The organism is Acidobacterium capsulatum ATCC 51196 (assembly GCF_000022565.1).
Classification (GTDB): Bacteria; Acidobacteriota; Terriglobia; order Terriglobales; family Acidobacteriaceae; genus Acidobacterium; species Acidobacterium capsulatum.
Map to the genome: position 1 here is coordinate 480,350 of NC_012483.1, position 20,781 is coordinate 501,130.

Annotated in this window: 17 protein-coding genes; 3 read left to right on the top strand and 14 right to left on the bottom strand. The window is 56.6% G+C overall.

The genetic code is table 11. From position 1 onward, the window contains the following. Window positions 1-82: 82 nt before the first annotated feature. The 14 genes from ACP_RS02115 to ACP_RS02180 form a co-directional block, all read right to left on the bottom strand. Window positions 83-1,369 carry an MFS transporter gene (locus tag ACP_RS02115; RefSeq protein WP_148214987.1) on the bottom strand — a complete coding sequence of 429 codons (1,287 nt, stop codon included), beginning with the start codon at window positions 1,367-1,369 and terminating at the stop codon, window positions 83-85. Then, the gene (locus ACP_RS02120) at window positions 1,366-2,358 is read right to left on the bottom strand and encodes a 4Fe-4S dicluster domain-containing protein (RefSeq protein ID WP_012680827.1); all 993 of its coding nucleotides are present in this window, start codon (window positions 2,356-2,358) and stop codon (window positions 1,366-1,368) included. Before ACP_RS02120 ends, ACP_RS02115 begins: the two co-directional genes overlap by 4 nt. After that, window positions 2,355-2,990, bottom strand: a complete 636-nt coding sequence (locus tag ACP_RS02125; RefSeq protein WP_012680828.1) for a carboxymuconolactone decarboxylase family protein — start codon at window positions 2,988-2,990, stop codon at window positions 2,355-2,357. The genes ACP_RS02120 and ACP_RS02125 overlap by 4 nt, the downstream gene beginning before the upstream one ends. A gap of 85 nt (window positions 2,991-3,075) precedes the next feature. Continuing rightward, window positions 3,076-6,450, bottom strand: a complete 3,375-nt coding sequence (locus tag ACP_RS02130; protein WP_012680829.1) for a TonB-dependent receptor — start codon at window positions 6,448-6,450, stop codon at window positions 3,076-3,078. A gap of 364 nt (window positions 6,451-6,814) precedes the next feature. Beyond that, complete coding sequence (locus tag ACP_RS02135; RefSeq protein WP_012680832.1) at window positions 6,815-7,354, bottom strand: carboxymuconolactone decarboxylase family protein; 540 nt, start codon at window positions 7,352-7,354, stop codon at window positions 6,815-6,817. A 10-nt stretch (window positions 7,355-7,364) separates the two neighbouring features. After that, the gene (locus ACP_RS02140; protein WP_012680833.1) at window positions 7,365-7,937 is read right to left on the bottom strand and encodes a carboxymuconolactone decarboxylase family protein; all 573 of its coding nucleotides are present in this window, start codon (window positions 7,935-7,937) and stop codon (window positions 7,365-7,367) included. A 702-nt stretch (window positions 7,938-8,639) separates the two neighbouring features. Then, window positions 8,640-9,287, bottom strand: a complete 648-nt coding sequence (locus ACP_RS02145; RefSeq protein WP_012680834.1) for a DUF7002 family protein — start codon at window positions 9,285-9,287, stop codon at window positions 8,640-8,642. A 32-nt stretch (window positions 9,288-9,319) separates the two neighbouring features. Then, window positions 9,320-10,186, bottom strand: coding sequence for an SDR family oxidoreductase (locus ACP_RS02150; RefSeq protein WP_012680835.1), 867 nt, complete (start codon window positions 10,184-10,186; stop codon window positions 9,320-9,322). Window positions 10,187-10,291: 105 nt separating this feature from the next. Beyond that, complete coding sequence (locus tag ACP_RS02155) at window positions 10,292-10,906, bottom strand: nitroreductase family protein (RefSeq protein WP_012680836.1); 615 nt, start codon at window positions 10,904-10,906, stop codon at window positions 10,292-10,294. A 91-nt stretch (window positions 10,907-10,997) separates the two neighbouring features. Next, the gene (locus tag ACP_RS02160; protein ID WP_012680837.1) at window positions 10,998-11,990 is read right to left on the bottom strand and encodes a YhdH/YhfP family quinone oxidoreductase; all 993 of its coding nucleotides are present in this window, start codon (window positions 11,988-11,990) and stop codon (window positions 10,998-11,000) included. Window positions 11,991-12,119: 129 nt separating this feature from the next. Beyond that, the gene (locus ACP_RS02165) at window positions 12,120-13,001 is read right to left on the bottom strand and encodes an alpha/beta fold hydrolase (protein ID WP_012680838.1); all 882 of its coding nucleotides are present in this window, start codon (window positions 12,999-13,001) and stop codon (window positions 12,120-12,122) included. A gap of 75 nt (window positions 13,002-13,076) precedes the next feature. Beyond that, entirely contained in the window at window positions 13,077-13,799 is a 723-nt protein-coding gene (locus tag ACP_RS02170) for an SDR family NAD(P)-dependent oxidoreductase (RefSeq protein WP_012680839.1), read from the bottom strand. Window positions 13,800-14,249: 450 nt separating this feature from the next. Further along, window positions 14,250-15,350 (bottom strand): NAD(P)H-dependent flavin oxidoreductase, encoded by a 1,101-nt coding sequence (locus ACP_RS02175; RefSeq protein ID WP_012680840.1) that lies wholly within the window; start codon window positions 15,348-15,350, stop codon window positions 14,250-14,252. A gap of 197 nt (window positions 15,351-15,547) precedes the next feature. Continuing rightward, a complete protein-coding gene (locus ACP_RS02180; RefSeq protein WP_052294644.1) occupies window positions 15,548-16,294 on the bottom strand; it encodes an RNA polymerase sigma factor in 747 nt (248 codons plus the stop codon). 346 nt (window positions 16,295-16,640) lie between these two features. On the opposite strand from ACP_RS02180, the gene ACP_RS02185 reads away from it, so the two are divergent. From ACP_RS02185 to ACP_RS02195, 3 genes are all read left to right on the top strand, one after another. After that, window positions 16,641-19,451, top strand: coding sequence for a PAS domain S-box protein (locus ACP_RS02185; protein WP_012680841.1), 2,811 nt, complete (start codon window positions 16,641-16,643; stop codon window positions 19,449-19,451). 245 nt (window positions 19,452-19,696) lie between these two features. Next, window positions 19,697-20,068 carry a response regulator gene (locus ACP_RS02190; RefSeq protein WP_041839208.1) on the top strand — a complete coding sequence of 124 codons (372 nt, stop codon included), beginning with the start codon at window positions 19,697-19,699 and terminating at the stop codon, window positions 20,066-20,068. A gap of 56 nt (window positions 20,069-20,124) precedes the next feature. Next, on the top strand, window positions 20,125-20,781 hold the full coding sequence (locus ACP_RS02195; RefSeq protein ID WP_012680843.1) for a response regulator transcription factor: 657 nt from the start codon (window positions 20,125-20,127) through the stop codon (window positions 20,779-20,781).

Consider the following 20,781-nt stretch of genomic DNA (forward strand, 5'->3'; position numbering starts at 1 on the left):
GGAAGCGCAACTGCAAACATCCGCAGCGACAATAACGGTTTCCTGAAGCCTGTCCTGAACGGCGAGATAGGTCTGTGCGGGTTCAGGGCCGCCGGCCGGCGGAACCTGCGCCTGCAGCTACTGATATTTGCGCATCGATCTCCCCAACATCTTTGTGGGCCGGCAGAAAAAGGCTCAGGATCACAGCGGCGAAGGCAACGACCGCGAGGTAGACGATGAAGCGGGGCCGGTAGAGTCCCCCGGCGACATCATACATATGCCCGATCCAGAGTGGGCCGGTAGCGCCGCCGATGGCATAGGCCGTCCAGGTGAGTCCGTAGAGAACCGAGAAGTGCCGCCGCCCAAAATAGCGGGCCAGCAGGTAGGGCATCACATCAGCCTCACTGCCCAGGCCGACGCCGAGCACCGCTGCGCCGATCCAGGAAACCGCTCCAGTGCCGGCGAAGGCCAGGATGAGCGTGCCTGCCGCGGCAAGCGCCAGCACAAAGGTCTGGATGCGCTGCGGCGAAACGCGATCGATGGCAAAGCCGATGAATAGCCGGCCGACGATTCCGGCTCCTCCACGCAGAGAGAGCGCGAGAGCCGCGCTCGTCGCGATGACGCCATGCTGCGTGAGAATGGCGGCGAGGTTGGTGACCAGTCCGTTCTCGCTGAAGGCCGAGAGGATGGTGATGACAGCGAGGATCCAGAACGCCGCGGTACGAAGCGCTCCAGCAACACTCATGCCCGTGGCTGGCGCATGGGCCCGCGCTCGTGGCGTCTCTGGCTTGTTGCGCACCAGCATTGCCGTGAGCGGCAAGCCCAAAAGCGCAATGCCGCCCAGCATCAGCCAGGCGTCGCGCCAGCCATGATGCTGAATCACCCACTCCGTCAGCGGCGGAATCACGATGGAACCGATGCCGCTGCCGGTGAGCAGCAGTGCCAGCGCCAGTCCGCGATGCTTTGAGAACCATGTGAGCACCGTTCGGGTGTAGGCAAACTGAGCTGTTCCATTGGCCGCGAGGCCAAGGATGAAAAACGTGAAGTAGAACTGCCAGATGTGAGCAGTCAACCGGCTGAGAGAAGCAAGCGCGAGGGCGAAGACAAAGATAGCCGGAAGGATGATGCGGCGGGGAGGGAAGCGGTCGAGCAGAAGGCCAATGGCCGGCGAGACCACGGCGACCGTGATCGCGGCAAGAGCAAAGGCTCCGCCCATGGCCTCCCGCTTCCATCCGAAGGCGGCATGGAGCGGATTGAGAAAAAGGCTGAAGGTATAGGGAACAATCGGGGCGAAGCTCACCATCACGCCAGTGAAAGCGGCTGTGAGAACTCCCCAGCCAGCATAGCGGCGCGCGTCTTCTTCGGAGCGCTGCATGAGCATCAGATTCATTTCTGGCCTGTCCTTTGCGCCATGGTCTGGAGCAGCTTGGGCCGCACGGAGGGCCGCGTCCAGGGGCACTCGGCAATGCAGATGCCGCAGGAGGCCGCCTCGGCGAAGAAGGGGATGCACTTGTCGAAGTCCACATACCAGCGCTCGACGCCGCGCACCATCTGCTTCTGCGGTGTGATGGCTCCAGGCGGGCAGGCATGCGTGCATATCTGACAGGTGGCGCAGAACTCATCGGCTCCAAAGCGCCGCGGCTCGGTGGGGACGAGTGGCATATCCGTGGAGACACCAGCCAGGCGCACGCCCGACCCAAAGCGCGGGCTGATCATCGATCCGTGCTTGCCGAGCTCGCCAAGGCCCGCGGCGATGGCCGGCGGAATGAGCAGCAGCGCCCCGGCAGAGGGACCCGGGTAAGGATCGGCATGGTATCCCTGGGAGCGAATCCAGTTCGCCAGCGCGTAAGAGGACCGTGTGCCGCGCGCGTATTGATCGCCAACATCGCAGACGCCCACACCGTTGGTTTCGTCGGAGGGCACTTCGCGCAGGCGCTCGTAATCGTGAGCCAGCGCCAGAATGATCACCCATGGATGCTCGACGGTATAGCCCTCGAAGACGTAGAGAGGGTCCATACGAGCGATGCCTATATCGTCAGCTTCGTGGGAGAGCGCAAAACGGCTCACCTGTTGACTCAATTCTTCGGCAGTGCGGGGGTTGCGCACAGGGGCGACCGGCTGCAGTTCGGGATAGTTGTAAGCTGCCTGAAAGGCTTCCGTAGAGCCCGGGCAACTGCGGGAACTCTGGCGCGCCACAATCTGAAGATCGCCCCACGGATGCTGATCGGGCGAATGCCAGAAGAATGGGGAGGGCCGGCGCGCAGCGGTCTCGCCGAGGCCATTGATGGGATTGCCGGAGACGCGCAGCAGCGCCGTGGTCTCCGGCTTTGGCTTCCATGTGCCGCGCCGAGGCCGGCGCGGATGGGTGGGTTGGCTCATGGCTGACCTTCCAGTCCGTTGGGGTAGGGAGAGGAGAGCCCGAAGGCATTGGCGATGCGGTTAAATGCCGCGAAGAGTGCGGTGATGTGCACGGCCTCAGCGATCTGCGCTTCATTCCATCCGGCCTTTCGGGCGCGCTCCATGTCGGCGGGTCTTACGGAGTGCGAGTCGCCATTCACTCGGGAGCAGAGCCGCAACAACTCCTGTTCAGCAGGAGTGAACTGCGGCGAATCAGTTTCTGCTTTACGCAGGGCGCAGAGCAGCTCGGTTGATCCACCCTCTGCGCGAAACAGGTAGCTGTGACTGTCGGCACAGTATGGGCATGCATTTTGCACGGAAACAAAGGTGGCGATCATCTCCTTCTGTCTTCGCGTCAGGTGCGTATCGACGAAGAGCAGGCCCTCGGCAATCTCAAGCATGCCGCGCAGCATGGGCGCGTGCGTGGCAAAGCAGAGCACGATGCCCGGCAGATCGTTGCGGCCAAACGTTTCGCGGTACTTGCCGAACAGCGCGCGCACTTCTTCCGAGGCCGAGTCCTCCTCGACGAGAGGTAAGTTGCTGGAGGACGGAACGGCCCGATGCTGCTGTTGCGTTTCCTGTTGCGGCGAGTTGGTTGCGAATTCTGAAGTCATCCATCCCTGCTTCTGGCGTGAGTGAAGGCTATGCGTCGCGGGCGGTGTTGGCTTCTCACCGTCCGCGACGCTGGAGACTGGCGCGCTAATACATAAACTTCAGCGCAAACTGCACCTGACGCGGAGCCTCGGCCGCCAGGATATGGTTAAAGGTCGGCGAACTAATGTCGCAGTCCGGGAATCGGAAGTTTGTGCGGTTCAGGATATTGAACATCTCCGCTCGAAATTGAAGCTGCATCGACCTTGCCACGTTGAAATTCTTCAATGCTGCAAAGTCCCAGTCCGCATAGCCGGGGCCTTGATTGACGTTGCGGCCTTCAGTGCCAAACTGGCCCGCGTTGGCTACCGGATCGAGCCTGTGAAACGCGCTTGCGTTGAGCCACGCATTCACCGTTCGCGGTCCAGGGTTGGGGTTGCCGACCAGATCGGGCCGCTGCGCGGAGAATCCGGTGATCTCCGGCGCAGTGCCCTGGGCGGCGACGTCATTTGAGTCGAAGACGGTGAACGGAGTGCCGCTCATCAGCGTGGCAATGCCATCCAGTTGCCATCCGCCAACGACATCGTGATACCAGGTGGCCTCGTCGTTCCAGAAGGGAAGCGCCCATTCATAACTGGCCACAAAACGATTGCGCGCGTCGAAGAGAGAACGGCCGCGTTCGGCTGCCAGATTGAACGGATCTTGTGCCAGGTCATTTTCGCCGGCCACCGGCTTGGCCGCCGAACCGCTGATGTTGAGGGACGAAACGTCATCGATCGTCTTCGACCAGGTGTACGACAGCAGAAATGCCATCCCGTGGCTGAAGCGCTTGCGCAGAGAGGCTTCAAGCGCATTGTAGGAGGAGTTGGCAATGCCCGCGATCTCGCCGGTGGACGAGAATTTGCAACTGCTGGGTGCATCGGCCAGCGTGCAGCCGGAGTAGAGCCGCCGCTGATCAGCGTTGCTCGAGTTGGAGATAGGCTGCCCGTTGACGGTGCCGGGAACAAAGACAGCCGGATTGGCTTCGATGAAGCGCGGCAGATGTGTACCTTTGGTGCCGACGTATCCGATCTCAAAGAGCCAGTTGGAGCCGAGGGATCGTTGCAGGTTCATGTCCCAGTCCTGCGTGTAGGGCAACGTCAGGTTCGGCGACAGGGTCAGGTTGGTGAGCGGCGTGGAAAAGGTTCCCGGTGCCGGCGGATGGCCCTGGAAGGGATTGGCGAAGTTCGGCAGGCTCACCTGCGGCGTTCCCAGGAAAGGAGGCGCACTGAGCGGCGCCTGCAAAGGGCCGCCCTCGCCCGTGTAGTAGGGCTCATAGAAGATGCCGTAAGCCGCCGTCACCAGCCACTGGCCCTTGCCGTCCGGATCCCAGGCGATGCCAAAGCGCGGTGCAAAGGCCTTGGTATCGGCGGGAATCAGACCCGCGGGCACCCCTGGATCGCCAGGATAAAGCAACCCCGCCGGCGCATTGGGCATGACCACTGACTTTCTTCCCGGCTCAAATAACGAGAGCCGGTTGTGAATCTCGGTGTAGGGCTTGGGCAGATCGTAGCGGAGTCCGGCATTGATTGTGAGCCGTGAGGAGACTTTATAGGTGTCCTGCACGTAGGCATTCGCGCTCATGCCTCGGATGCCCCGCGAGAAATTGCCGATTCCCTGCAGGAAAACAACCGGTTGCCCGGTGAGAAAGCTGGCAAACGCATCGGTCACCGGAAATGGCGAGAAGACGAAGAATCCGTTGGTGGCAATGCCTTGCAGCACATTGATGCCCTGATGCTGGTAGCCACCGCCAAACTTGAACTGATGCCTGCCATGCACCCAGGTCAGCGATCCGGAGTAGTCAAAAACATCTTCGTACGTGTTGCGCGGCCCGGTGATTGGGTCGCCGACCGTCGAATAGCCGTTCACCTGGATAAACGGCGGCCCCACGGCAACATCGAGGCTGGGCGTGTACTGAAAACCAAGAGTGGAAGGTGCCTGGTGGTTTTCATGCTCGCCAAAGAGGAACTTGTTACGCAGGAAAGAGAATCGCGCGACGGCGACCAGGTTCGGCGAGAAGGTGTGTGTCTCCTGCGCGACAAAGTTCTGCGCGCGCTGATCTTCGCCCACGGGAAAGCCCGGAACGCTAGCCCCGCCCGGCGAGAGGGGATCGACCTGCGAGAGCTGGTTGAACATGTAGCGAAAATTGAGCGTGTCGCGCGGATTGAGATAGTGATCCACCTTGATGCCGAACTGGTTGCTGTTATTGCTCAGAGTCTGCGTGGTGGAAAAGAGATTCGTCCCCGCGTTGGGAAGAGGGAAGAAGCTCAACAGGTTTTTGGAGATGGGGTTGATCTGGTTGCTGGGAACCTGATTGTTCGGGTAGGGAGCGTTCGCGAAAACGTTGAAGAGCTGGTGCGACGGATTGTTGCAGAAGCCGGCAGTGAAGCCCTCGGGGCAAAGCTGGGAGAAGTCGCCGCTACGCTCCGGCACAGACGGCACGGTGGTCAGCGCGGTCTCGCCCTGCCGGTTGCGGAAGCCCTCGTAGTACCCGAAATAGAAGGTCTTGTTCTTCCGGATCGGACCGCCCATGGTTGCACCAAACTGGTTTTGCTTCAGTGGCTCCTTCACCTGGGCGAAATAGTTGTTAGCATCGACGGCATCGTTGCGCAGGAACTCCCACACCGTACCGTGGATATGGTTGGTGCCCGAGCGCGTGATGATGTTCGTCGTCGAGCCCAGCGCGCCCCCGAATTCGGCATTCGCGTTGAGCGTGAGAATGCGAAATTCGGCAATCGCATCGACGGGTGGCTTCAGAATGAATCCTCCATCTACGCCATTGAAGTTATTCGCGCCGTCGATGAGGAAGTTGTTCGACTCAGGGCGCTGGCCGTTCACGGCGTAAGCCTGTCCGCTGCGCAGCGAGCCGCCGGCTTCGGCAATGCCGGGCGTAAGGGGAACCACGCCTGGTTGCAAAAGCCCGAGCTGTGAGAAGTTGCGCCCATTCAGCGGCAGATCGGTGAGTTCGCGCTCTCCGACCACTTTGCCCAGGGCGGTGACGGTGGGCTCAATCAGCTTTGCATTCGCCCGCACCACCACCTGCTGCTGCTCCGATCCGACGACCAGGCGCGGCGAGATGGAAGCCGTCTCGTTCACGTTGAGCGTAATGCCATTCTGCACATAGAGCCGGAAACCCCTCGCCGCAACCTCCAGCCGGTAGTGGCCCACCGGCAGCTCCAGCAGAACGTAGTTGCCATTGCGATCGCTGATGGTCTTGCGCGTGAGACCTGTCTCGGTCTGGCGTACGGTCACCGTGGCTTCGCGCACCACCGCGCCGCTCGGGTCCTTCACTGTTCCACGGATATTTCCGGTGATCTGCTGGGCAGAGAGGCTGAGAGAGGGAATCAGTAGCAACGCCAGGAGATGCCAGACCAGCTTTATGCTCTTGCGGGTTTTTCCGCGAAGTACGGCACTGCGGTCAGAACCAGGCTCGTGCTGCACCATGCACGCTGAGGACACGGGTCCGTGTGTGCGCCAAAAAATGTGCCACATCGTCAAAGGCTCCAAAATCAAAAAAGTTCTGGTGGGGAATACCAGTCAGCGGCATCTCTGCAGGATCGTGGGAGAAATTTGCCTGGGAGTTGCTCGGAGGAACAGTATTTGGAATGCCAAAGAGATGTCTTGCATCGGCAGATGGAGATTCTCATCCATCCTTAGGTGGAGTATTGAGTTGGAGGGCCGGGCTCACGGCCAGGGCACATTCGCACCGGCTGCGGCCCTCGAGTGTGCCCTGGCGGTGAAGAGATCTCAGGAGGGAACGCGCCAGAGATGGCGTGGCCGCTGGCTCTGGCGCTGAGCGCGTGCGGAGTTATCGCGAGGATTTCAAATAACCATGCTCGGCGAGCTGACGGCCCATCCCCATGTACATGGACTCCTCCCGAGGCTGCCAGGTGCCGAGCCCATCCACGTAGCGGTTATACATGCAAAAGGCCGCGGCAATCAGAACGGTATCGTGGATCTCCATGTCAGTGGCTCCTTCGGCCCGCGCCGCGGCGATGTCCCCGGCCGTAACCTGCTTGCCACCCTGTTGCACCTTGCCTGCAATCGCCAGCAGCGCCTTCAGCTTGGGCGTGACCGGCGCGCTCTGTGGATCTGTCTTCACCTGCTCCACAATCTCATTGCCGCCAAGGTGACAAGCGGCCGCCGCGCCATGACTGGTTTGGCAGAAGTAGCAGTCATTCCGGGTAGACACATAAGTCGCAATCAGTTCCCGTTCGCCGGGCGTGAGGCTGTTGGGCTCATGCAGCAGAAGATGCGCAAGCTCTCGCATGGGTTTCGCGGTCTCGGGGCGAAAGGCAAATCCCGCGCTGATTCCGGGCAGCCCTTCTGGCAAGGCAATGTGTGGCATTCAGTTCTCCTCAGTGAGCGGCGGCTTCCGCCGGCAGATAATCTTTGCTTCCCTCCACGTATCCCTTCTGAGCCACCATCTTGCCTCGCTCGCGATACATGGCTTCGTCCAGAGGCTGCGTGGTTCCCAGCCCGTCCACATAGCGGTTGTACATACAGAAGGCGGCCGCGATCAGCACCGTGTCGTGAATCTCCGTATCCGTCGCGCCGAGGGTCCGAGCATGCTCCACGTCTGCCCGGGTCACATGCTTGCCTCCCCGCTGTACCTTGCTCGCAATTAACAGCAGCGCCTTCAGCTTTTGCGAGATGGCCGCGTGTTGAAAGTCCGCTTTCACCCGCTTCACAAGATCTTCGTCTCCGTCCAGATGAGCGGCAGCAACTGCGCCATGAATGCTCTGGCAGAAGTGGCAATCATTCAGATGAGATACATACGTAGCGATCAGCTCCCGTTCTCCCGGAGCCAGGCTGTTCGGCCCGAAGAGCAGAACCTCAGCCAGTTCGTTCAGCGGTTTTGCGGTGGCGGGACGAAATGCCAAAGCGCCGCGAATTCCTGGTAGTCCTTCAGGAAGCGCAATGTGGGGCATGATGGGTTGTCCTTTCAAGCTGACTTCAAAGCTGAATATCCTGGAGTCAACCCTGGTGGAATAATGCGGGCAGATTCGCAGGATTCACAGAAGGGCTGAAGATAGCAGTCCGGCGAGAGGAAACACCACCTCCGCAAGATGGATATCGGACCCAATCCAAAGTTGGAGGTCGGCCCCGGAAAGATGGCATAAAAGTCCGTGAAACTCCATGGACCAAACACCTCGACCGGCAAATAGGCTCTGCGGCTGAAACGAACTAATCGAGGCTTGGCGTGAACTGGCCGCCACCCAGGTATCGGGCAGTTCGAAGCTCAACTGTTGCTTTCAGGGCAAGCCACTCACGCAGCTCGTGTTGCCGTTCGACCCGAAGAGGTGTCAAGGAAGCAAGGGCCATGGAGGATTTGGGAGGGGGCGTAAGTCGTGGAAAAGAATTGGCTCCTCAGGTAGGACTCGAACCTACAACCCTTCGGTTAACAGTTGAAAATTCGCCCCTTTCAGTATTGCTCAGAATTGCCCTATGTCACCCATTATCAATGCCTTACTGGCGACGACAAATTTTTGCATACTGTGGGGACTACCCACAATTTCGCACTTTTTTGAAGGAGTATACCCACAAAATTACCCACATTTTTTGCGAGCGATCTTGCGCTCATTGAGAGCAGCATGTCTGCAGATCCCCGAATGCGCGCTCAATGCTCAGTACTATTGCCGGATAGTAGCGCTCGAAAAAGCAAGTTGTCCTAGCGTATCGGGCCCAAGGGCGTAAGGGCACGTCACCTCCGCCACGGCCTTACCAAGTCCAACGGCTCTCCTTCTCTCCTGGAATGGAAAAGCGCGTAATTTCAGAAAGGTTTCTGAGCCTCGCCGCGCAGCCTTGCGCGTCGCATTACCGGAGTTGATGGGCGAGAGTTCGAGCAGATCGTAATCAAGAACATCCAAGAGTGATCGCGTATCGAAACTCAGCACCAGGCGCTGCCGTCCTCGGGCAAGACGAGCGGCGAGATACTTCTCCAATCGCGCTTGCGTTGGCCAGAAGAAAACTCTTCGATTGAGCGATTCGTACCATTCTCGTGGAGTGAAATCGATCAGGCATTTCCTGAGTGGCGCTTCGCTCATGGGAGCCTGATCGTTGATCAGAAACTTCCCATGAAAGGGATGACTGATTGAAACGACGTGGGTACGCTGGCAGCTTTCGATCTGCGATCTGTTTTCCCCCTCATATCCGCAGAGATCGAGTAGAGCAGTTGTGCTGAGCAATCCATGGTTCAGAATTTGGTCAACATCTCTGGCAAGTGAGACGTGAAACAGCTTCGGATACGAGAGTGCGAATTCATTCGTGCTAATAGGCACCGCGTTGAATGGCTCCTCGCTCCCTTTAGAGATTAGCGCAGTTGCAGCTTAGTGAGCGATGCGAGTCCGAGGTTCTCCATAAGGCCGTTCTGGATCGGGGCAACAGCCGCATTGACTGCATCGGAGCCAAACGGTATACCCACGACAATACGATCCGGACGCTGACCCGCAGGTGTCGCTATCACGGTGTCGATAGCATTGGCGATGTCCTCTGGATTCGGAGCAGCTTTGCCCTGAAAAAGGTCGGAGAATGTTTGCAGGATCTTCGCTGGAATTTGCGCAACATTTCCATACTCGCTAGCGCGGTCAGAATCAACGGGCTGCTGGGCTGCCGCATACATGTTGGTCGGGTACGCGCTTGGCTGAATCAGCACCACGTCCACGCCCAATTGCGAAAGCTCATACCGGTAACTGTCGGTCAAGGCTTCAATCGCCGCCTTGGAGGCGCCATACAGACCAAAGAACGGCAAGGTCACTCGACCCAGGATTGAACCAATGTTGATCACGAGTCCGGAATGCTGCGCGCGAAACGTTGGCAGCGTGGCGCGAAGAACCCGCTGTACCCCAACAATGTTGACGTCAAACAGATCGCGTACCTGTTCCGCGGTAAACGTCTCAGAGACTCCAGCAGAGGCAATGCCTGCATTATTGATCACAACGTCCAGCTTGCCACCTGACTGTTTCAACACTTCAGAGACACCGCTATCGACACTGGACTGGTCTGTCACGTCCAGCTCCACGACATGAATGCCTTTGGCTCTTAGTCCGTCAGCCACCTGGATTCTTGCACCAACAGAACGGAACCCCGCGAATACGCGATGACCGGAAGCAGCAAGCTTTTCTGCAGTGAGACGGCCGAAACCACTGGATGCGCCTGTAATCAGAAGCGTGTGAGACATAATTCTCCCTCTTCCTGGATGCTGACCTTTTCCGCAATTGCTTTCGGAACTCGGTCGAATGATTGATTAGGAAGGATGCGTATCGTCCTTCCTCTATTACCGAGCTCAGAGCTTTGCCGGAACTTCCCATTCCGCAAAGACAAACTCATCGAGTGGTTTGCGGGAGCGTGCTGCCAGCTCGCGCTGCCTCAGCCGCTCTGGCAGGGCATCAGGGTCGCCAAGATACCCAATGGCCCAGCAGGCACCTATTTCGAAATCCGCTGGAATGTCGAAGTGTGCACGGGCTTTGTCACGGTCAAAACCTCCGACGCCGTGCGCATATAGTCCTAATGCGGATGTCTGAAGCGCGAGAAACGCGGAGGCTGCCCCGGTATCGTGGAGCGCATAAGGATTGTGCTGGCCGGTGTAAGGGCCGGGCGAAAATGTACTCTTGCCCACAGAGAGCAGGAGCACTGGTGCATGCCTGGCCCACGTCTGATTGGCTTCGGCCATGGAATCGAGAATCTTCCCGTATGTCGGGTCGCCGTTTCGCCCGAATAGAAACCGCCAGGGCTGTTCGTTTGTTGAGGATGCGGCCCACGAAGCCGCGGCGAATATCTTATGCAAATCTTCAGTCGAAACAGGTTGGCCGGTGAAGGCGCGGGGCGACCAGCGGTTGGCGATGATATCCAGGATGCCAGTGGATGAAGGAGCACGCTTGATCTCAGCAAGAGTTGGCATAACGGTTTTCCTAGTCGGTGGTTGAGTCGAGGACATTAACAGCAATTAGCAGACGATTTCTGCTCAAGAGCAGAGGTTTGAGAAGAGACTCTCAAGATCTTATGTTGACCAGCACTTTTCCCATGGGCCCCTCCCCCAAGCGTTTGAATGCTTGCGGCAATTGTTCGAACGAAAACGCACGATCTACTATCGGACGCGCCCCAGACCTGGCCATCACGCTCAAGAGTTCTTCCCATACAGTTCGGGTTTCCTCCGGTGTGTAGTAGCCCAGCGCCATCGCGCCAATCCGTAGTCGACGAGAGAAGAGCGTACCCGTGTCGAAATTCGGCACCGGCCCCGCAAGCTCACCTACGAGGCTGATTCTTCCCAACTCGGCCATGGTGTCGATCACCTCCGGCAGCAGCTTGCCTCCGATGTTGTCGACTGCGAGATTCACTCTGCGTGAGTTCAATGCTGCCTTCAGTTCCGTTCGCCACTGCGCATCGTTGGGGTTGAATGCGAATGCGGCCCCCAGTTCCTTTAGCCGCGCTTGCTTTTCCTCGCTCCGCGAGAGAGCGACGACGGTGTGGCCCATCGCTGCGGCCAATTGCACCGCTGCGACCCCAACCCCACCCGATGCGCCCGTGACCAATACCACCGACTTCGGTTTGAGTGGCTCCCACATGGTGAGTGCGCGATAAGCTGCCATGTAAACAAGGGTGGCGCACGAGGATTCCTCTTCGGTCCAGCCGGCAGGAATTTCCACCAGGTTGACTGCTCCCACAGACACTCGCTCAGCTAAAGTGCCCCACCGGAAAACTCCCACATCGCCGCGCAGAACGGCGCGCCGGTCGCCCACGCGCACACCTTTGACACCTTCACCAACCTGAATGACTGTTCCCACACCATCTCGCCCGAGCACGTGCGGAAGAGGGGGATTGACCGGATACGGATATCGCCTTTCAGCCAGATACCGGTCAGCGGGATTTAAGGCTGCATAGTGGACTTCCATAACGACGTCGCCCTCTTTCGCGACTGGGTCCGGCGCCTCGACCAGGCGCAAATGGTCAAGCCCCTGTAACCCATCCCAAAGCCACGCCCTCATACTTTCTCTCCCTTCTTTTGCTGCGTGCTCGCTCGACTCGTTATCGATGACAAGTATTTGTTGTCACGCATCCGCCGTGATTGAAGCATTCGAATATTAGTAGTTCTCTTAGTCGATTCGTTGGAGCGTTCAGACGGCGAAGGTCGTCTTGATCTCGCTGGCTACCGTGCGCAAGTTCTCATCCAGAACAAAATGCCCTGCATCAAGCCAGACGAGTTTGGCGTTGGGCAGATCCCGCAAGTACGCTTCAGCGCCAGCTGGAATAAAGAACGGATCCTTCTTGCCCCACACAATCAATGTCCCAGGTTGATGGGCGCGGAATGCTGCTTGCCAGCTCTCATAGGACGCGACATTGGTTTTGTAGTTCTCGAGCAGATCGATCTGATAGGTTTGGGTGCCTGGTCTGTCAAGAAGGGCCTGATCCAAAACCCAGTTGTCGGGATTAATGTTTTCCTCGTTCTTTGCGCCAACCGTCCAGTGGAACTTCGTTGAAGGCAGACTCAGGAATTCCTTTGCCGGCTTTTCAGTCTCGGCGTTCCGATTGTTCCAGAGCGGGCCAAGTGCTTGTTTGGGAAGATCGCCGACGCCTTCGAAGTAGGCGTTGGCATTCTGTATGATGAAGCCCTCCACCTGTTCCGGATTCTCTGCGAAGAGTCGGAACCCTATTGGCCCACCGTAATCCTGCATATAGAGGATGTAGGATCTGACGCCAAGTTGTGCGAGCAGTCCACGAACATGTGCTGCGAGGTTGTCGAAGGTGTAGGTGAATTCCTGGCGAGAAGGAGCTTCCGAATGGCCGAAGCCAATGTAGTCGGGGGCGATCAGGTGGAACTGGTCAGCCAGCGTTGGAATGAGTTCCCGGAACATCTGGCTGCTGGTCGGTAGGCCGTGCAGCAGCACGATCGTCGGCGAACTCGGATCACCTGCCTCGCGATAGAACACTTTGCGCCCATTTACGGTCGCCGTGCGATGGTGAGTGGGCTCTTGCTTCTTGAGTGTGGACGTTGCCATAGTGTGTCTCCGAGTTTGGCGTCGAAATCAGACTGGTTGTGATTGTTAGGATTGGGTTGAACGGAGCAGTTGGAATTACCACTTTCCGGAATGCGCTCCGCCATCCACATGCAAGATCTCTCCAGTAATTGACGGGGCCTCAGCCAGAAACACCACCGCGTCGGCAATCTCCTGCGGTGCAGAAATAACGCCCATAGGCGAACGCGCAACCAGAAACTCACGAGGACGCTGTGCGTGGAGTGGTGTGTCGACTACTCCGGGGGCTACGGCATTGAACCGAATGCCTTGTTTGGCATATTCCATGGCCAGGCTCCGGGTGATTGTGTTTAGACCGCCCTTGGTAATCATCGGAACCGATGCAGGAGCGCCCGAGATCGGGTTGTCAGCCAAAGCCGCACTGATCGAAGTCACGCTGCCACCGCGCCCCTGATGAAGCATCTGTCTCACCGCAGCCTGCGTGACAAAAATGAAACCATCCAGGTTGGTGGAAACCAGGCGATGGAAGTCTTCCATGCTGTAGTCGACGAAGGGCTTGGAAAAGAACGTCCCGGCATTATTGATCACGTGGTCGATGGATCCGAATTGTGACATCGCAGCGGATACGATGCGGTGAGCAGTTTCTGCTGCGCCTACGTCGCCTTCGACCAACGCCAGATTTGCAGCGGGGGTAAGCTCGCTCCTCGCAAAACTACGGGAGTTCGCGACTACGTTGTAGCCACGGCCCAGAAAAGCCGTCACCACAGCAAACCCAATTCCTTGGGCCGCTCCCGTTACGATAGCGGTTTGCTTTTGTTGCATTGTGCCCCTTCACTGCAGTCAGCTCATGATTGAAGCCAGCTTGAATGTGCAATGTATGGAACCGTTTCCGTGATCCGGCACCTCTGGTTCCACACACCCTACCTGCCCACTGTAGAGTCGCAAGCTCCCGGCCGCCATTAGACGAAGGTATCGATCGATACTTTCGTCGCAGATTTGAGGAAAGGTGTCGGCGTCGACGGAGGTTTTTGACGCGTACCAGCGCTTCGAAGGCGTTAGGGGATGGTGGTCCGTACCTACATCAACTATGGCAGCTGCGACGAGCCGCCTGACGTAAAGGGGTACTCAGTAAATCCGTGTTATCCAACTGGCTGAATTGGCTCTGGCTTGTCGGTTTGGAATCGCTATTTGATGACGGGAGGCGTCGCGCGACAGCCGAAGCGGCTCAAGCTGGATCTGACAGCGCGCTCTTGTACAAATGCGTGAGCCTCGTCAGCCGTTCTCTCCCCAAAGCATAACTCGTCCGGCAATTTCAGATACGGATTGGACCAAGGAATCGAGAATTTCACTGATATCTGTAGATTTGGCAAGGTTTGCACTCTGACCGGACCACATGGGAATTAACTCATCGTGTCCGGAACTCTCGGCGATCGAAGTGAGGTTTCGGATGAGTTGCCGCTGGAGAGGGTAAGGCAAAATCGAAGTCTCCGGGGCATTGAGCTCGACCATCAACTGATTCTCGATCCCCCGAGCCAGACGGCCTGTGAATCCGCGAGTCAATGCCGTTACAGCAGCACCCCCGCTCAAGATTGCGTACCTGTGTCTTTCGCTTGCGCCGGATTCCTTGCATGGAAGGAAAATCGTTCCCATCTGAACTCCTTCCGCTCCCAACGCAAGTGCAGCAACGATCCCGCGGCCATCAGCAATTCCTCCAGCCGCAATAACTGGGAGGCTGATGGCGTCACTCACCTGGGGCACCAATGCCATAGTTCCATTCAGCGAGTCATCGGAACAACGAAGAAATGATCCACGATGGCCACCCGCCTCGAATCCGGAGGCAACGACCAGGTCAACTCCGGCATCAGCCAGTGCCTTAGCTTCATCTACGGTGGTCGCACCCCCAATCAGGATAATTCCCATCCGACGGCATTCATCAAGAATTTCGTTTGGCGGCAATCCGTAAATGAAACTGAAAACGGGGACTTTCTCATCGATAATGACCCTTGCCTGATCTTCAAACCGGATCGCAGAATAGGGGGTAAACACGGGCGGTTTTCCGCCCAGAGTTGTGATGTGACCGGAAATATGAGCGAGACTCCGCTCAAAGGCCTTCGCATCGCTGACAAACGCTCCATCGTCCTCCATCGAGACCCAAAGATTGATCGCGAATGGTTTATCTGTAATGGAACGAAGCTCCCCAATAACTTCCCGAATTGCCTGAGGCTTCAAACCATGGGCACCGAACGAACCGAGCCCGCCATAGTTGGAAACTGCAGCAGTGAGGCGCTGAGAAGCCAACCCACCGAGGGGCCCCTGAACTATCGGGTACTTGATACCCAATCGAGAAGTCACCCTATTCTTGTTCCAAGGCATCGCCAGCACCTCCCGTGTGATAGTTTCCCGTCAAATGACAGAGCTCTGCGACGTGATAGCTGGCCAATCGTGTTAGCCCATTTTTTGTCGGCCGGCGGTATCTTTCAGCAGAAGCGTGTCAACGGATTCAAGCATCGGTTCCTTCCTGCCGGCTTGAAAGACATGTAAGTGAACCAGGAAGGATGCGACTATTACGATTATGCATCCGCTTTGACTTGCGCTGATGGATCGCATGAGTTGGCAATGTTGCGGTCTCTGGTCTGTAGAGTGCCTATGGAATGCGGTCCACATTCCTTGATGACTTTCAGGTTTCTAAGCTTGCGTCTTGCGCGATGTAGCCGGGTCTTTGCGGCGGATTGCGTAATTTCCAAAGCCTGCGCAATCTCTCCGATGGAGCATCCTTCGGCAAGACCAGTTCGCATAACCGAGCGCAAAGTCGGTTCAAGCCGTTCAATAGCGCTCATTGTTTTCTGCAGCCGCTGGCGCAAATCGCAAATCTGCTCAGGGTTGAGTGCGTTGTCCCGGACCTCAAACGTTAATGGCTCATCTTCAGGTCCCGCTGTCCTCTCCATCGCGATTTCGGCCTGATGGCGCCGTTGTCGGACTTTCATAAGTGCCGAATTGATCGCAATTCTGTTCAACCATGTGTAGAACTGAGACCGGCCTTCGAAAGACTGGAGCTTGACGAATGCACGAAGAAACGTGTCTTGCAAGGCATCTTCGGCATCCTCTCGATTGCCGGTGATGGCGACTATCTGCCTAAAAATCCGATGTCTATAAAGCAATTGAAGCTGATCGAATGCGGCGTGCGATCCTTGCTGCGCAGCCAGGACGAGGGTACTGATAGACTGCGGCGGGTCGTCTGTGCTGGCTGATTCAGAAAATGGTTTGTCAAACCGGGCCGGAATAGCATGGCGGCCAACGTCGTGGAATTCACGTTGCATTCCAGTGCTCCAGATGCTGGATGTTCTCCAGATGCAGCTTGATTAGGCCAGAGCCGTGGAGTCCAAACCATCAGACAAAGGTATCGATATACACCTTGGTATCGGATGATCTGAACCAGACCACATTGCCGGCAAAGCTCGGGTTCGCGGTAGGAGCAACCTGGATATCTGCTAGAATCGGGCTTACTCGCGGCTATCAGCGATCTTCGTTTGGACACATCGCTTTCTTGCGGGTGGATCATTCATAATCTCGCTACGGCTCGAAGGGCCAAACCGTCCAGGATGGCCTGCAATTCAGCGTAGGCTTTCTTGTTGCGTGGTGCCCCATGCGGTCGGGAGGCATCCGTTGGTACAAATCCGCCAAAACAATCTATCGCCGCTTACTTCGGAGCCGGACCCGGGATCGGGAAGCCGCGCAGCAGAGAGGATTGCAGAGCTTGAGCAGGTGAACGAGGTCCTCAGAACTGAAATCGCCGCACTGAAAGATGTCGAGAGCCGCCTGCGGGCAAGCGAAGAGTCTCTGAAACAATCTGAGGTCAAACTCCGCCAGGTGATCGATACTATCCCCACGCTTGTCTGGTGCAATCTCCCCGATGGTCCGAATGAATTCCTTAACAAGAAATGGCTAGACTACACGGGGCTTTCCCGCGAAGAGGCAAGCGGGTGGGGCTGGCAGGCATCTTTCCATCCGGATGATCTTGGGCCTTTGATGAAGCGTTGGCAAGAGCTGCTCATCACGGAAGAGCCTGGGGAGATCGAGTCACGGATTCGCCAACACGACGGAGCATGGCGGTGGTTCCTTATCCGAGTGGAGCCATTCCGCGATGAAAGCGGCAAGGTCGTGCGTTGGTATGGCACGAGCACAGATATCCATGACCGCAAGCGTACCGAAGAAGCGCTCAGGCAAAGTGAGGAAAAATACCGAGTTGTAATTGAAGCGGCGCATGACTCCGTCATCAGTATTGATGAGCGCGGTGTCGTTGTATTTGCAAATCCAGTTGTAGAAATGACCTTCGGCTACGCGTCTGCCGAACTTGTAGAAAAATCAATCTCACTACTGATGCCGAAATTTATCAGTAGGCTCCGCGAAGATTGCAATGAGCAACAAGCAGAGGCTTGCGAACAACACCTGAACTGGAAAGATGTTGAATTCACTGCTATCCATGCCAACGGAAGCGAATTTCCAGTTGAAGTGTCTATGGGAGAGGTAAGAACAGGCGAGCAGAGGATATTTACTTGTCTCATCCGCGATGTATCTGAAAGAAGACTTAGCGAAGAGGCTCTGAGGCAAAGCGCACGGAGTTTGCGGTCTCTGGTCGATACAATTCCCGGCCTTGTATGCACACTTTCGCCTGACATGAGGCTGGAATTTTCCAACCATACCTTGCTGGACTTCTTTGGAAAGACGGTTGAGGAACTTCAGAACTGGGAGTTCATAGGTGTTGTCCACCCGGATGATCTTGAAAGAACTATTACCAAGTCCCGTCGTGCAGCCGAAACCGGCGAGGCCTACGACATTGAGCACAGATGTCTTCGGCACGACGGTGTCTTCCGCTGGTTTCAAGTCCGCGCTCTGCCAGTGCGAGGCAACGAAGAGCAGATTGTGCGCTGGTGTGTGTTGCTTACTGATATTGAGGATAGAAAGCTCGCAGAGGATGCGCTCCTGGCAAGTGAGCGAAAGCTGAGCCTCATCATCAATACGATGCCGGCTCTGGCATGGTCTACGCAACCAGACGGCTCAGCTGATTTCTTTAATCAAACTTGGATTGACTACACTGGCTTGTCAAGAGACCAAGCCCACGGATGGGGTTGGCGTAATGTGGTTCATCCAGAGGATGCATCACGGTTGATCGGTTATTGGCAGAGATTAATCCGGGAAGGCGGAAAGGGTGAAATAGAGGCGCGCTTTCGACGTTTTGACGGAGAATTTCGATGGTTCCTCTTTCGAGCTAACCCCCTGCTGGACGAATCGGGGAAGATCATCAAGTGGTATGGCACGAATACCGATATACATGATCGGAAGCTGGTTGAAGAGAAGGTCCGTCTGAGCGAAGCATTTCTCGCCGATGCTCAGCGCCTTGCCCATGTCGGAAGTTTTTCGTGGAGATTGCCGGCAAACCAAATCGAGTGGTCCGAAGAACTTTACCGGATATTCGAGTTTGAACCGGGTACCCCGATTACGTTTGATTTGATCGGAAGCCGCATACACCCGGAAGATCTGCCTTTGATGTACGACAAGATGGGGAAGGGGCAAGATGGCGTAAGCAACATCGAATACGAAGAGCGTTTGCTGATGCCAAACGGCTCGATAAAACACCTACATCTCACCGCATACCTTACACAAGATGAGAACAACACTTTGCGCTACATCGGAACGGTTCACGACATTACACAGCGCAAGGCGGCTGAAGATGCCCTCGCTGAAGCGAGGGCTGAGTTAGCGGAGGTTGCACGAGTTTCAAGTCTGGGAATGCTAACGGCCTCCATCGCACACGAGGTCAATCAGCCGCTCTCGGGGATCATCACAAATGCGAGCACTTGTCTTCGCATGCTGAGTACTGATCCTCCTGATGTTCAAGGCGCCATTGAAACCGCACGTCGCACTATCCGCGATGGAAACCGCGCAGCGGACGTGATATCGCATCTTCGCTCGCTTTTTGGCCGGAGACAGAAGACTGCAGAAAAGGTGGATGTCGCAGAAGCAATTCGGGAAGTGATCGCAATCTCTTTAAGCGACATCCAGCGGAATCGGATCATCATTCAAGAGAGCCTCGCAGTGGGCCTTCCGCCTATAAAGGGAGATCGTGTGCAACTGCAGCAAGTCATCTTGAATCTTCTTCGGAATGCATGCGAAGCGATGCGCACCGTACAGGACCGCCCTCGTCGCATCATCATCAAAACGGAATATGACAGGGAGAGTATCCGCCTATCCATGGAAGACAGTGGGGTCGGTTTCAAAGAGGAGCTCGCCGACCGCCTGTTCGCGTCTTTTTTCACGACCAAGCACAACGGGATGGGTATCGGGTTGGCTGTGAGTCGTTCGATTATCCAGGCCCATGGCGGTGACATCTGGGCGAAACCAAATGAGGGACCGGGCGCCACGTTTGGCTTCTGGATTCCGCGTTCGCTCGAAGCGGAAGGGCTCTCTGGGACGTAGAACTACTGCAGAAACCCAAGCGCTCAATACCAAAGCATCATAGACTGCCCGACGTAAATGTATGAAGATGGATTTCGAACTTCGCAAAAACGGCTCCCTATGAGGAAAGCCTCAGTTGGGGCGGTGAATAAATTCCGATTTAGGGTCATGGATGACGGGTGGCTATCTGACTCGTGTCCAATCAAAAATGCGAGGGCCTATCCGCCGACCGTGAATGGTTTTCAATGCCATCTGAGATATGCACGATGAACAAAGGTCTGCTCGTGTCGGTTGTCGATGACGATCCGTCAGTGCGCGAATCTCTGCCGGATCTACTGCGGATCTTCGGGCTTGATGTCCGCACCTTCGCCTCCGCGGAGGACTTCCTATCCTCCGACAGTGTCTCGCGAACGAATTGTCTGATTCTGGACGTCACAATGCCGAGGATGCCGGGGACAGAACTTCAGACTGAGCTGGCACGCCGAGATGAGCAGATCCCCATCATCTTCATCACGGCTCATCGGGATGATTCAGTCCGTTCTCGCCTGCTGGAACTGGGAGCCGTCGATTGTCTCTTCAAGCCTTTCAGTGATACCGCGTTATTCGACGCGCTCAAGTGCGCCTTGGGATCCAAATGACACTCTCCTGTGACACTCCGAATACAATGGACACAGCGGGAGCAAATCGTTCCGAGATGAAGCCTGTCGCCACCACTCAGCCTCAATCGACCGTGTTTGTTGTCGATGATGATCTCTCAGTGCGCGAATCACTTGAGCTTCTTCTTCGCCACGAGGGCTTTGTGGTCGAGACGTTCACTTCGGCCGAAGGTTTCTTTGCTCGTACCAGCCCTAGAATGGCCAGTTGCGTCGTTCTCGATATCTCCCTTCCAGGGTTGAACGGTCTGGACATTCAGAAGCGGCTGGCCGTCGAACGTCCGGATATGCCGATTCTCTTCATCACCGGTCACGGGGATATCCCTACGACTGTGCAGGCTATGAAGGCAGGTGCTGTGGAGTTTCTCACGAAACCATTCAGCGATAGCACTCTCCTGAGCGCCATTCATGCGGCTGTGGAACGCAGCAAGAAATTATTGGCCCGTGAAACTGAATTGAACGAACTGAGAAGCCGGTACGCGGATCTCACGCCACGCGAACGAGAAGTGATGGCGCTGGTTGCTTGTGGGTTCGCCAACAAGGCAGTCGGCAGCGAACTTGGAATAAGCGAGATCACAGTCAAAGCACATCGCGGAAGCGTAATGCGAAAAATGAAAGCAGATTCTCTCGCCGCTCTTATCTGGATGGCTGGACGTCTTCGTCTCCCGCGAACAATCAATACAGGCTCATTCAGATGA

Excerpts from the sequence above, each read along its gene's own strand:
- ACP_RS02115 (WP_148214987.1), bottom strand. The coding sequence starts at position 1,369 with ATGAATCTGATGCTCATGCAGCGCTCCGAAGAAGACGCGCGCCGCTAT.
- ACP_RS02120 (WP_012680827.1), bottom strand. The coding sequence starts at position 2,358 with ATGAGCCAACCCACCCATCCGCGCCGGCCTCGGCGCGGCACATGGAAG.
- ACP_RS02125 (WP_012680828.1), bottom strand. The coding sequence starts at position 2,990 with ATGACTTCAGAATTCGCAACCAACTCGCCGCAACAGGAAACGCAACAG.
- ACP_RS02130 (WP_012680829.1), bottom strand. The coding sequence starts at position 6,450 with ATGGTGCAGCACGAGCCTGGTTCTGACCGCAGTGCCGTACTTCGCGGA.
- ACP_RS02135 (WP_012680832.1), bottom strand. The coding sequence starts at position 7,354 with ATGCCACACATTGCCTTGCCAGAAGGGCTGCCCGGAATCAGCGCGGGA.
- ACP_RS02140 (WP_012680833.1), bottom strand. The coding sequence starts at position 7,937 with ATGCCCCACATTGCGCTTCCTGAAGGACTACCAGGAATTCGCGGCGCT.
- ACP_RS02150 (WP_012680835.1), bottom strand. The coding sequence starts at position 10,186 with ATGTCTCACACGCTTCTGATTACAGGCGCATCCAGTGGTTTCGGCCGT.
- ACP_RS02155 (WP_012680836.1), bottom strand. The coding sequence starts at position 10,906 with ATGCCAACTCTTGCTGAGATCAAGCGTGCTCCTTCATCCACTGGCATC.
- ACP_RS02160 (WP_012680837.1), bottom strand. The coding sequence starts at position 11,990 with ATGAGGGCGTGGCTTTGGGATGGGTTACAGGGGCTTGACCATTTGCGC.
- ACP_RS02165 (WP_012680838.1), bottom strand. The coding sequence starts at position 13,001 with ATGGCAACGTCCACACTCAAGAAGCAAGAGCCCACTCACCATCGCACG.
- ACP_RS02170 (WP_012680839.1), bottom strand. The coding sequence starts at position 13,799 with ATGCAACAAAAGCAAACCGCTATCGTAACGGGAGCGGCCCAAGGAATT.
- ACP_RS02175 (WP_012680840.1), bottom strand. The coding sequence starts at position 15,350 with ATGCCTTGGAACAAGAATAGGGTGACTTCTCGATTGGGTATCAAGTAC.
- ACP_RS02180 (WP_052294644.1), bottom strand. The coding sequence starts at position 16,294 with ATGCAACGTGAATTCCACGACGTTGGCCGCCATGCTATTCCGGCCCGG.
- ACP_RS02190 (WP_041839208.1), top strand. The coding sequence starts at position 19,697 with ATGAACAAAGGTCTGCTCGTGTCGGTTGTCGATGACGATCCGTCAGTG.
- ACP_RS02195 (WP_012680843.1), top strand. The coding sequence starts at position 20,125 with ATGAAGCCTGTCGCCACCACTCAGCCTCAATCGACCGTGTTTGTTGTC.